This is a genomic window from Sphingopyxis sp. SCN 67-31 (assembly GCF_001725095.1).
This window is the reverse complement of record NZ_MEFH01000049.1, coordinates 160,085-171,904: the sequence shown is the minus strand read 5'-3', so window position 1 is coordinate 171,904 and position 11,820 is coordinate 160,085. Positions and strand designations below refer to the sequence as shown.

Here is an 11,820-nt window from a genome sequence, read left to right as displayed (position 1 = left end):
CATCGATTACAAGGACGTCCGCCTGCTCCAGGGTTACCTGTCGGAGCGCGGCAAGATCGTCCCGTCGCGGATCACCGCGGTGTCCACCAAGAAGCAGCGTGAGCTGGCCCGTGCGATCAAGCGCGCCCGCCACATCGGCCTGCTTCCCTACATCGTGAAGTAAGGAGGGCGGACCGATGGAAATCATCCTGCTCGAACGTATCGAGAAACTGGGCGGTATCGGCGACGTCGTCACCGTCAAGAACGGCTTTGCGCGCAACTATCTGCTGCCCAACCACAAGGCGCTGCGCGCGAACGACGCCAACCGCAAGCTGTTCGAAGCGAACCGCTCGAAGATCGAGGCCGACAACGCCGAACGCCGCAGCGCCGCCGAAGGCCGCGCCAAGGACGTCGACGGCAAGCAGGTCGTGCTGATCCGCCAGGCGTCGAACACCGGCCAGCTCTACGGCTCGGTGTCGGTGCGCGACATCGTCGACGCGCTGGTCGAGGACGGCGTGACCAACATCACCAAGGCGATGGTCGAGCTCGAACGCCCGATCAAGTCGCTCGGACTGTTCGACGTCAAGGTCCGGCTGCATCCCGAGGTGAGCGTCACCGTCGGCGTCAACGTCGCCCGCTCGCCCGACGAGGCCGAAATGCAGAGCCAGGGCATCGACGTGATCGCGGCCATGTTCGAGGAAGAACATGCCGAAGCGGTCGCCGCGGCGCTGGAACCCGACAGCGAGGACGAGTTCGAGGACGCGACCCCGCCGTCGGAAGCGGTTGCGGAAGACGCGCCTGCGGCCGACGAGGGCGAAGAGGCCTAAGCCTCTCTTCCTCTCGCAAGAGGCAAAAAGGCTCCGAAACCGCATGGTTTCGGAGCCTTTTTGTCATCGTCTCGCCAGGGCTTCCATATCGCTGCCCTATCCCCTGCCGTCGCCCCGACGAAAGCTGGGGCGAGGTTTCGATCAATACCCCATCAGGCTCAGTACTTCCTTGCGGCTGCGTTCGTCGTCGAGGAAGCAGCCGAGCAGGCGGCTCGTCACCATGCCGACGCCCGGCGTGCGCACGCCGCGGCCGGTCATGCAGCCGTGCTGGGCATCGATGACCACCGCGACGCCGTGCGGCTGGAGATGGTCCCAGATGCACCGCGCGACCTCGGCCGTCAGCCGCTCCTGCACCTGGAGCCGGCGGGCATAGCCGTTCAGGACGCGCGCCAGTTTCGAGATGCCGACGACGCGATCCTTCGGCAGATAGGCGATCGACGCCTTGCCGGTGATCGGCGCCATATGATGCTCGCAGTGCGACTGGAACGGAATGTCGCGCAGCAGAACGATCTCATCATAGCCGCCGACCTCTTCGAAAGTGCGCGACAGATGGAGGCCCGGGTCCTCGGCATAGCCCTGGCAATATTCCTTCCACGCCCGCGCGACGCGCTTCGGCGTGTCGAGCAAACCCTCGCGCGACGGGTCGTCGCCCGCCCATTCGATCAGCGTGCGGATCGCGTCCTGCACGGGACCGGGCACGAGAATCTTGCCGTCCGGCCCCAGTTCCACCTCGGTCATCGCCCCTCTTTCACTGTTGCTATCATGTCGCACATGTCGCCCCCCAAATGGCTTTGCGCAAGCCCATGGCGCGAAGAAATTCCCACCCCGGGACAAGTTTACGTTGGGGAATCGTGGCTTTTCGGAAGGAGCCGAGGAGCGCGCTTTCCCGCGATTTTTTCTCCCGCACAAGTGGCTTGACGCTTTCGTCAACTAAGCGCACCTTTGGACCATTACAGAGTTCGCTTGAGCGGACCGTAATCCGGAGAGGCCGGCGTTTTCCCCGACGCCGGTGGGAGAGGACGATGACCAGCATCGCTGGCGAGCAGCAACTGCTCTGGCGTCGGATCGGACGGGTCCGGTGCCCGTTCGCATGCCTGATCGGCGTCCCTTCCCCAACCACAAATCAGATTTGGGCGACCCGCAACCGCGGGATCGAAAATGGGAGGATATAAATGAAGTTCAACGCACTGATCGGAACGTCCATCCTGGCCATGACGGTGGCGACACCGGCCTATGCGCAGAGCGGTTCCACGACCGACGCGTTCGGCGGCGAGATCGTCGTCACCGCGCAGCGCCAGTCCGAACGTCTGCAGGACGTGCCGATCGCGGTCAGCGCCTTCTCGTCGGAAGCGCTCGAGGCGCAGCAGATCAAGACGCCGTCGGACCTTCAGCTCACGCTGCCGAACGTCACCTTCACCAAGACGAACTTCACCGGCGCAAGCTTCACCATCCGCGGCATCGGCGACCTGTGCGTCGGCACGACCTGCGACAGCGCGACCGCGATCCATCTGAACGGCGACCCGCTGTTTTCGACCCGCCTGTTCGAAACCGAATTCTTCGACCTCGAACGCGTCGAAGTGCTGCGCGGGCCGCAGGGCACGCTGTTCGGCCGCAACGCGACCTCGGGCGTGGTCAACGTGATCACCGCCAAGCCGAAGCTCGGCGTGTTCCAGGCGTCGGCCGAAGCCGAATATGGCAATTATGACTCGATCAAGGGCAAGGCGATGGTCAACATCCCCCTTGGCGACACTGCGGGCATCCGCGTCGCGGGCATCTACCTCAACCGCGACGGCTACACCAAGAACACCTTCCTCAATACCCGCATCGACGACCGCGACCTCTACTCGGTCCGCGGCTCGCTGCGCTGGGAGCCGTCGTCCGACACCACGATCGACCTGATGGGGTCGTATTTCCACGAACGCGACCAGCGCACGCGCATCCAGAAGCAGCTTTGTCAATATGACCCGACGGGCATCCTCGGCTGTCTGAACAACCGGCTCGATGCGTCGCCGTTCAACGGCAATGCGACCTTCACCGCCGCACTGACGTCAAAGGAATTCCTGGCAACGCAGGGCATTCCGGCCGCCTTCGCGCTTGGCAGCATTTACGGCCCCAACGTCTATGGCAATACGTCGATTTCGAGCGACCCGCGCGAGGTAAAGACGGCCTTCACGCCGTCCTATTTCACTAGCGAACTGATCCTCCAGGGCCAGATCGAACATAATTTCGGCCCGGTCGCCTTGCAGGTGTCCGGCCAGTATCAGAAGGTTAAGCTCGAGGCGCAGCAGGATTACAACAGCAATATCGGCGACCGCTCACTCTATGCGGGGGCCTTGAACACGTTGGCTTTCTTTGCCGCCAACGGTATTCCGACCGGCCTGCCGGCGCCTGCTCCGGCGTTTGTTCCTGGCTCTGCAGCCTATTTCGCGCCCGTGGCCGCAGCCCTGATTCCGAACGGTCCAAACGGCGTTCTTTGCACTTCGCAGTCCGACGATACGGGACGGGGCGTCTTCGGCGGCAACGGCATCTGCAGCGACCAATCGCTGCAATTCGATCGATCGAACCAGTATAACAGCAGTTGGTCGGGGGAAGCCATCCTGTCTAGCGACCTTGATGGTCCGTTCAACTTCCTGCTCGGCGGCATCTATGCCGATTATCACCTGACCGAGAATAGCTATTATGTGAACGCCTTCCCGATCGATTATCTCGCGGGTGTGCTGGGAGCGTTCTCGTCCTTTAAGGCGGGATTGCCGCCGTCGGTGCTGGGTCAGCCCTTCTTCCGCAACAACACGGATGATTTGAAGATCAAATCCTACGGTCTTTTCGGGGAAGCCTATGTCGAGTTCAGCGATCGGCTGAAACTGACCCTCGGCCTGCGCTACAACAACGACAAGAAGAGCGTCCGCGCACGGTCGCTGCTCGCCAGTTCGAACGGCAATATCTTCGCACCCCACAGCTTTGCCGGCGATCTGTTCGACACACCCTATGGCGCCCTTTTCGATGGCGACAGCGCGACGCCCTGTACCCAGACGTTGCCCGATGGCAGCACGGCCTTCATGGATGGCACCCCCGCTACTCCGGTGGGCGCGGTCGGATCGAAACCGGGATGCGAAGCCTATCAGAGTCGCAGCGTCTCCTATAACAAGCTGACTGGCCGCGCGGTGATCGACTTCAAGATCACCGAGGACAATCTGATCTATGCCTCCTATTCGCGGGGCTATAAATCGGGCGGCATCAACCCGCCGCTGCAGCCGGTCTTCGCGGTGCCCGAATCGTTCAAGCCCGAACAGGTCGACGCGTTCGAAATCGGGTCGAAGAACAGCTTCGGCAACGGCGCACTGCAGCTCAACGCCACCGCTTTCTACTACAAGTACAAGGATCTCCAGCTCAGCAAGATCGTCGCCCGTACCGCGGTCAACGACAACGTCAGCGCCGACATCTACGGCTTCGAAATCGAAGGCATGGTGCGGCCCGACCCGAACTGGCTGATCAACCTCGGCTTCAGCTACCTGCATACGAAGGTGACCGAAGACAAGCTCACCAGCAACCCGCGCGATTTCGGCGGCGGCCGGGCCGATGCCGTCATCATCAAGGACATCACCAACGGTGCGAACTGCGCGGTTTCGTCGACTTCGGGCAACGTCACCGGTGTCAACGCCTTCGTCAACACGGTGAACAACGTCATCAACGCCGGCCTCGTCCCCGGCCTCGCCGCCGGCGCTGGCTTGCAGGGAACGACGACCTTCCCGGCAGACGGAGGCATCGCTTCGACCGGTGCGTTCGGCATTTGCGGCGTGCTCGGCGCCGCTGCCAGCGGCGCCTTCGCGGGGGCCGGTCTCGACCCGGCGGCGTTCGGCGGGATCGAATATCATTCGGCCGGCGTCAATGTGAACCTGAAGGGCAACAAGCTGCCGCAGGCGCCGAACTACAAGTTCAGCGCTGGCGTGCAATATACCGCGCACCTCGGCGACAGCGACATGACGCTCGTCCCGCGCTTCGACCTCGCCTACACCGGCGACAGCTATGGCGGCATCTTCAACGGCAACGTCAACAAGATCAAAGGCTATGCCCAGGTCAACGCGCAGCTTCAGCTGAACGGAGCCGAGGACAAATGGTTCGTGAAGGGGTTCATCCAGAACGTCTTCGACGTGAATAGCGTCACCGGTCTCTACATCACCGACCAGTCGTCGGGTAACTACACCAACATCTTCACCCTCGAACCGCGGCGCTACGGCATCGCGGCGGGCGTGCGGTTCTAACCAGCCCAAATAGGCAAAAAAAGCCCTGGCCTCTCGAACGAGAGGCCGGGGTTTCTTTTGTCCATCGTCGAAGGACGGGCGCGGACGCCCGCCTTCCGATCAGAATTTGAAGCGCGCGGTCACACCGTAGGTCCGCGGCTGGCTGGGATAGCCCGAGACGCTGCCCGACTGCGCGACGGCGTTGAAGATCGTCGTCAGATAGCGCGCATTGGTCAGATTGCGGGCCCACACGCCGAGTTCGAGGCCGTTGGTCAGCGCGACGGTGAAGGACGCGTTGAGCTGGTTGACCTCGCGCTTCAGATTCTGCGCGACGCTCGCCGGCAGGGCGGCGAGGCCGTCGACGATCTGCGTCGGGCTTTCATACTGATAGTCGACATGCGCGATCGCCCGCGTCCCGCCCGCGAATTCGTGGGTGTAGGTGCCGCCCATCGAAACCGACAGGTCGGGGATGCCCGCGGGCTTCATGCCCGACAGGTCGCCGAACGCCGAAGCGACGAAGCTGTCGTATTTGGCGTCGAGATAGGTGACGGCGAGGTTCAGGTTGAGCCCGCGGACCGGCCGCACCGATCCGTCGAACTCGATCCCGAAGGTCGACTGCTTGCCGGCGTTGGCGAGCGCGAAGCCGGTGCCGGTGAAGACGTTCGACTGGAACCCCTTGATCGACTGCTTGAACACCGCGAGGTTCAGCGCCGCGACCGACCAGTTGGCCTTCAGTCCCGCCTCATAGACTTCCGATTCCTCGGGCGCCGCGAAGCGCGTGCCCGCCACCAGGTTCGGCGTCGCGAGGCCGCCCGCGACGATCGCGGGCAGGTCCGCCGCCAGCGGGCGGCTGTCGCGCGACAGGTTGACCGAGGCGGCCTTGAAGCCGGTCGCATAGGTCGCATAGACGTTGACCGTGTCGGTCAGTTCATAGGACAGACGCGCGCTCCACGAAAAATCGCCATCGCTGACCCGGCCCGGCTCGACGCTGTTCGGAACGTCGAGGAAAGGCGGCAGGAACTGAAAATCCTTGAGGCCGGCGAGGGGGTTCGCGCTACTGCCATCGGGCAGGATCAGCGTCGGATTCGCCGCGAGGAAAGCGGCGGTCGCCGGATCCACCCCACTGCTGACAAGCACGAATTCACGGAACGGCGTATAGGCGGCCGCGTCGAGGTCGATCCCCGAAAAGACGTCGGTGCTGGTGACGTCGGTCGTGAAGCGCTTCTTGTCCTTCGTATAGTTGCCGCCGAGCGTCAGCGTCAGCCGGTCGCTGATCCCGAAATCGAGCGTGCCGAAGATCGACCAGGCGGTGTTCTTCATCCGGTAACGTTCATCCATGCCGTCGCCGGCGTGGAAGAAGGAATCGTTCGGCGCACCCAGCGCGGCCTCGAGCGTCGGAACGTCCAGCAGCCCGCCGCTGGCCGCCTGGATCAGCGCGTTGCCATAGGGACGGAAGTCGTCGCCGAAATAGATCTGACTGTGCTGCCGAATCTTCTCGTGGAAATAATAGCCGCCGATCAGAAAGTTGACCGGCCCGTCGAAGTCCGACGTCAGCCGCAGTTCCTGGGTGAAAGTGTTGATCGCGGTATCGTCCGATTTCTGCCCGATCAGGTCGGCGCCCGAGAAATCCGAATCCTGATTGGTGTCGGCGCGCACCTCGCGATAGGCGGTGATCGAGGTCAGCGCGAGCGCACCGAGATCATAGTCGATCTGCGCCGATCCGCCGTAATTCTCGATCTCGTTCGACGACAGGAAATTGTTGTAGACGCGGTAGGAAAAGGGATTGGCGGCATCGACGCTCGTCCCGCCCGCCAGCAGGTCGGTGATCGCGACCGTCGGCCCGGCGATGACGTTCGCCGCGATGCAGCAATTCTCGTCGATCTTGTCGTAATCGCCGATCAGGCGGATCGACAGCGCGTCGGTGGGCTCGAACAGCAGCTGCCCGCGCACGCCCCAGCGGTTGCGGTCGTTGACGTCCTTGCCCAGCCGCAGATCCTGCGCATAGCCGTCGCGGCGGTTGAAATTGCCGCCGAGCGAGAAAGCGACATTTTCACCGATCGGGCCGGTGACATTGCCCTTCACCGTGATCGCGTCGTAATTGCCGTAGGTCGCCTCGATCGAGCCGCCGAAATCATATTGCGGCTTTTGCGTGACGATGCTGATGACGCCCGCCGAGGCGTTCTTGCCGAACAGCGTCGATTGCGGGCCGCGCAGCACTTCGACGCGCTCGAGATTGGGCAGGTCGCCGATCTGCGCCGCCGAACGCGAGCGATAGACACCGTCGATGAAGACGCCGACCGACGGCTCGATGCCGGGGTTGTTGGCGCCGTTGCCGAAACCGCGGATGATGAAATTGGTATTGGCGCTCGACTGAAGCTGCGCCACGCGCAGGCTGGGCACCGCCGATTGCAGGTCGATGAGGTCGCGGATCTGCGAATTTTCGATGTCGGCCGCCGAGGCCACCGACACGGCGATCGGCGTATCCTGCAGCGTCTGCGACCGCTTGCTCGCGGTGACGATGATCTCGTTGCCGTAATCATTATCGCCGGCACCCGTGTTCTGGGCAGCGGCGATGGCGGGGGTCGCGGCGGCGCACAGCATCGTGGCGCCCAGCAGCATGTTGCGCAAGGTCATGATTCTCTCTCCGACCCGCGAAGCGCAGCCCACAGGGGCCTGAGGAGGGGATGCTCCGGGGGTGCCAGTGGCCCTAGCGCGCCGCCGGACACCGTCAACGCGGAGAAAGAAAAACCTTGGCTTTTCCGTCCGATAGTGGCCGAAAAGCAACAGTCCCCGTGCGAGACCCCCTACAGCCGTCCGCTGAACAGGCCGGAAACCGGCGCCATGATGAGGCTGAGCAGCAGCGCGACCACGATCGCGGCGATGATGACGACGGCGGTATAGCCCAGCGCCTTCGCTTCCGGCGCCCGCATCAGCTTTGGCAGCCCGAGGTAGAGCAGATACAGGCTGTAGAGGCCGAGCAGCATCAGCACGGCGAGCGCCGGGACGAGGCCGAAGATTCCGGCCACCCAACTCGCGGTTGCCGAATAGGCGGAGACCTTGAACGCCTGCACGCGATTGGGCGTCGCGTCGAAGGTCGGCGCGAGGGCGTCGATGATCAGCGCCAGCACGAACACGCCGACCAGCGCCGCGCCATATTGGACGAGCGCGGTGCCGAGCGCCGCGCCGACCGACGGCCGAAAGGTGAAGCCCATCGCCGAATAGCCGAAGACGGTCGACCCGATGAAGTGGGAGGCGGCGGGAATCGCCGCGAGCGGCAGGACGTGGCGGCGATAGATGTCGCCGATCGTGTCCGCCTCCGTATCGATCTTCGCCCATTCCTCCGCCGGACGCAGAAGAATGCCCTTCACGCGCGCGACGAGCGCCGGCTTGCCATCATTCGCTGTCATCTTCCTCTCCCCATTTCGCGGCTTTCGACGGAGCCATATGCGGGATTCCGGCCCGTCGCCGCTGTGCTCCATAGCACAGGGACGGCGGAAACGGGAAAGACGCGTCCGGGGCTACTCGAACCGGCCGCCGCGCCCGGCACCATCGGCGAAGCGGCCCGCGCCGGCCTTCGCCTCGGCGCGCAGCGGTTTTTCGCCCTCGCGTCCCTCAAACCGCAGCGCCTCGGCCAGGTCGAAATCCCATTGGCGATAGGCCGACGCCCGGTCGGTGCGCATGCACAGCGCCGGAAAGCGCGCGATCTCCGCCGCCAGCGCCTGCGCGGCCGACAGCGCGGCACCGTCCGGCACGACGCGGCTGGCCAGTCCCATCGCCAATGCCTCGTCCGCCGCGACCGGCCGCCCGGTCAGGATCATGTCGAGCGCCCGCCCCTGACCGACGACGCGCGGCAGGCGCACCGTGCCGCCGTCGATCAGCGGCACGCCCCAGCGGCGGCAGAAGACGCCGAAGGTCGCGCTTTCGGCGGCGACGCGCAGATCGCACCACAGCGCGAGTTCGAGCCCGCCCGCGACCGCATAGCCCTCGACCGCGGCAATCACCGGCTTCGACAGCAGCATCCGCGTCGGCCCCATCGGCCCGTCGCCCTCGGGCTCGTAGCGGCGTTCGCCCTGCCCCACCGCCTTCAGGTCGAAACCGGCGCAGAAATGGCCGCCCGCCCCGGTCAGCACCGCGACCGCGCTGTCGTCGTCGGCCTCGAAATCGGCGAATGCGGCGCGCAACGCGTCGGCGGTCGCCGGGTCGACCGCGTTGCGGCACGCGGGCCGGTCGATGGTGACGGTGCGCACCGCACCGTCGTTCGTGACGCGGACCGTCATGTCGCGGGCATCGCGCGGTCGACGATCATACGCGTGTCGATCGCGGCATCGAAGGCGCCATAGGCGCTGCCACGCGGGATCAGCCGCAGGCGGCAGAAAGCCTCCGCGAGCGGGTTGCCCTGGCCGATCAGCACCGCCGCCTGCGCCGCGAGCGCGAGCCGCTCGATCAGCAGCCGCGCGGTGCCTTCGTGCGCGGCGCGCAGGTCGATCGCGTCGATCCAGCGATCATAGGCGCCGTCGTGCCCGCGCTGCGCCGCCAGAAAGGCGTGCAATGCCTCGACCCCGTCGGGTTCGCGCGCGATGGCGCGCAGCAGGTCGAGCGCGATGACGTTGCCCGACCCTTCCCAGATCGCGTTGAGCGGCGACTGGCGGAACAGGCGCGGCATCGGCCCCGCCTCGATATAGCCGGCGCCGCCATGCGCCTCCATCGCTTCATAGACGAGGCCGGGCGCGCGCTTGCACACCCAATATTTGGCGACGGGGGTCAGCAGCCGCGCGAGGGGATCGTCCGCATCGAAAGCCTGCGCCAGCCGGAAGCCGAGCGCGGTCGCCGCCTCGCTTTCGACCGCGAGGTCGGCGAGCACCGCCGCCATCGCCGGCTGGTCGATCAGGCGGCGCTGGAAGGCTGAGCGGTTCGCGGTGTGCCACAAGGCCTGCGCGAGCGCGCCGCGCATCTGCTGCGCCGATCCGACGACGCAGTCGAGCCGCGTGTGCTGAACCATCTGGATGATCGTCGCCACACCGCGCCCTTCGGGCCCCAGCCGCTGCGCCAGCGCGCCATGATATTCGATCTCCGATGAGGCGTTCGACCGGTCGCCCATCTTGTCTTTGAGCCGCATGACACGAAAGCCCGCGTTGCGCGTCCCGTCGGGCAGCCAGCGCGGCACGAGGAAGCAGGTCAGCCCGCCCCCGGCATAGGCAAGCGTCAGGAAGGCATCGCACATCGGCGCCGAACAGAACCATTTGTGCCCCGTGAGGCTGTACCAGCCCTCCTCGCCCGTCGGCTCGGCGCGCGTCGTGTTGGCGCGCACGTCGCTGCCGCCCTGCTTCTCGGTCATCGCCATGCCAATCGTCACCCCCGCCTTTTCGGCGGTGGGGCGAACCGCCGGGTCATAGCGGCCGGCGGCGACGCGCGGCACCCACATATCGGCGACCGCCGGCTCGGCACGCAGCGCAGGCACCGCGGCATAGGTCATCGTCATTGGACAGCTCGTCCCCGAATCGGCCTGCCCGGTCAGGAAGAGGATCGCCGAATGCAGCGCATGTCCGTGCGCGCTGCCGTCCCACGCGGCCGACGCGAAGCCGCTGTCGAGCCCCAGCCGCATCAGTTCGTGATAGGCGGGATGGAAACGCACTTCATCGACGCGGTGGCCATAGCGGTCGAACGTTTCGAGCACCGGCACCTGCCGGTTCGCCTCGACGCCCCATTCGATCACCTCGGCCGAGCCGCAGCGCTGCCCCAGCGCCGCCAGCTGGTCGGCATGGCCCGCCGCCCCCGCCTGCGTCACCGCATCGACCAGCGCCCGATCGCCGGTGAACAGGTTCGTGTTTTCGAGCGGCGGCGGCTGGTTGAACACCTCGTGCGTGTCGAGCCGGTCGATCGGGCGGATGGCGGTCATCGTCTGTCTCCTCAATCTTCGACCGGCAGGCGCTTCGACACCTGGCTCGCGATCGGATCGCCGCTGTCGCGCTCGGCCACCGCCTGCTTGAAGCCGACCTCCTGCGCGCGCTCGCGGAACCATATACCCTCTGGCGAATGGCGCGAAACGCCGTCGAACAGCGTCGCGAACATCTGCGTGTTATTGAGGCCCATATTGTCATAGGCTTGATTGACGACGGTCTTCGTCATCATCAACTGGTTGCGGGGCACGCCGCGCAGCCGCCCCGCCAGCCGCTCGACCGCATCGTCGAGCTCCGCCTCGGGCACCGCCTCCAGCGCCAGACCGATGCGCGCCGCCTCGCGCCCGTCGATCAGGTCGCCGGTCATCATCATCCGCTTCGCCATCTGCGGCCCCAGCCGGTAGACCCACATCGCGGGCGTCGGCACGCCCCAGACGCGCGCGGGCGGATAGCCGATGCGCGCATCCTCCGCCATGATCAGGAAGTCGCAGCACAGCGCGATGTCCGATCCGCCCGCGACCGCGGCGCCGTGGACGCGCGCGATCGTCGGCTTGGTCGCGCGCCACAGCGCCATGAAATCCTGCGTGTTGCGCCACATCATCTGGAAATCGAGCGTCGGGTCCCACGGCATGTCCTGCGACCCGCTGATCTCTCCCTTGCGCTCGGCATAATGCTTGAGGTCATAGCCGCCGCAAAAGCCCGGCCCCGCGCCGCGCACGACGATGACATGGACGTCGGGGTCGGCCTCCGCCTTCTCGACCGCGGCGCGGATCTCGCGCGGCATGCCGTGCGCGATCGCGTTGAAATATTCGGGCCGGTCGAGCGTGATCGTCGCGACCCGGTTGTCGGTCGCATAGGACAGGGTTTCGAAACGCATGG

9 protein-coding genes are annotated in these 11,820 nt (G+C 65.4%); 3 read left to right on the top strand and 6 right to left on the bottom strand.

All coding sequences use genetic code 11. The features are described from left to right. Positions 1-163 (top strand): 30S ribosomal protein S18 (gene rpsR / locus ABS88_RS06165; RefSeq protein ID WP_286749413.1); only part of this gene is annotated, 163 nt, incomplete at its 5' end. A gap of 13 nt (positions 164-176) precedes the next feature. Beyond that, positions 177-806 (top strand): 50S ribosomal protein L9, encoded by a 630-nt coding sequence (gene rplI / locus ABS88_RS06160; protein ID WP_067105617.1) that lies wholly within the window; start codon positions 177-179, stop codon positions 804-806. A gap of 141 nt (positions 807-947) precedes the next feature. Here the strand turns inward: rplI and folE are convergent, their stop codons facing one another. Beyond that, positions 948-1,544 (bottom strand): GTP cyclohydrolase I FolE, encoded by a 597-nt coding sequence (gene folE, locus ABS88_RS06155; protein ID WP_067105618.1) that lies wholly within the window; start codon positions 1,542-1,544, stop codon positions 948-950. Between the two features lie 434 nt (positions 1,545-1,978). Here folE and ABS88_RS06150 point away from each other — a divergent pair, with 434 nt between their 5' ends. Further along, a complete protein-coding gene (locus tag ABS88_RS06150) occupies positions 1,979-5,065 on the top strand; it encodes a TonB-dependent receptor (RefSeq protein ID WP_286749407.1) in 3,087 nt (1,028 codons plus the stop codon). Between the two features lie 99 nt (positions 5,066-5,164). Here the strand turns inward: ABS88_RS06150 and ABS88_RS06145 are convergent, their stop codons facing one another. The 5 genes from ABS88_RS06145 to ABS88_RS06125 form a co-directional block, all read right to left on the bottom strand. Continuing rightward, on the bottom strand, positions 5,165-7,678 hold the full coding sequence (locus tag ABS88_RS06145) for a TonB-dependent receptor (RefSeq protein ID WP_076074567.1): 2,514 nt from the start codon (positions 7,676-7,678) through the stop codon (positions 5,165-5,167). 170 nt (positions 7,679-7,848) lie between these two features. Further along, positions 7,849-8,451 carry a Yip1 family protein gene (locus tag ABS88_RS06140; RefSeq protein ID WP_076074565.1) on the bottom strand — a complete coding sequence of 201 codons (603 nt, stop codon included), beginning with the start codon at positions 8,449-8,451 and terminating at the stop codon, positions 7,849-7,851. 111 nt (positions 8,452-8,562) lie between these two features. Next, on the bottom strand, positions 8,563-9,321 hold the full coding sequence (locus ABS88_RS06135; RefSeq protein ID WP_076074564.1) for a crotonase/enoyl-CoA hydratase family protein: 759 nt from the start codon (positions 9,319-9,321) through the stop codon (positions 8,563-8,565). Further along, positions 9,318-10,940 carry an acyl-CoA dehydrogenase family protein gene (locus ABS88_RS06130; protein ID WP_286749404.1) on the bottom strand — a complete coding sequence of 541 codons (1,623 nt, stop codon included), beginning with the start codon at positions 10,938-10,940 and terminating at the stop codon, positions 9,318-9,320. Before ABS88_RS06130 ends, ABS88_RS06135 begins: the two co-directional genes overlap by 4 nt. An 11-nt stretch (positions 10,941-10,951) precedes the next feature. Further along, positions 10,952-11,818: a crotonase/enoyl-CoA hydratase family protein gene (locus ABS88_RS06125; RefSeq protein ID WP_076074561.1), complete on the bottom strand. Its 867-nt coding sequence runs from the start codon at positions 11,816-11,818 to the stop codon at positions 10,952-10,954. Positions 11,819-11,820: the final 2 nt, after the last annotated feature.

Excerpts from the sequence above, each read along its gene's own strand:
- ABS88_RS06145 (WP_076074567.1), bottom strand. The coding sequence starts at position 7,678 with ATGACCTTGCGCAACATGCTGCTGGGCGCCACGATGCTGTGCGCCGCC.
- folE (WP_067105618.1), bottom strand. The coding sequence starts at position 1,544 with ATGACCGAGGTGGAACTGGGGCCGGACGGCAAGATTCTCGTGCCCGGT.
- ABS88_RS06135 (WP_076074564.1), bottom strand. The coding sequence starts at position 9,321 with ATGACGGTCCGCGTCACGAACGACGGTGCGGTGCGCACCGTCACCATC.
- ABS88_RS06140 (WP_076074565.1), bottom strand. The coding sequence starts at position 8,451 with ATGACAGCGAATGATGGCAAGCCGGCGCTCGTCGCGCGCGTGAAGGGC.
- rplI (WP_067105617.1), top strand. The coding sequence starts at position 177 with ATGGAAATCATCCTGCTCGAACGTATCGAGAAACTGGGCGGTATCGGC.
- ABS88_RS06130 (WP_286749404.1), bottom strand. The coding sequence starts at position 10,940 with ATGACCGCCATCCGCCCGATCGACCGGCTCGACACGCACGAGGTGTTC.
- ABS88_RS06150 (WP_286749407.1), top strand. The coding sequence starts at position 1,979 with ATGAAGTTCAACGCACTGATCGGAACGTCCATCCTGGCCATGACGGTG.
- ABS88_RS06125 (WP_076074561.1), bottom strand. The coding sequence starts at position 11,818 with ATGCGTTTCGAAACCCTGTCCTATGCGACCGACAACCGGGTCGCGACG.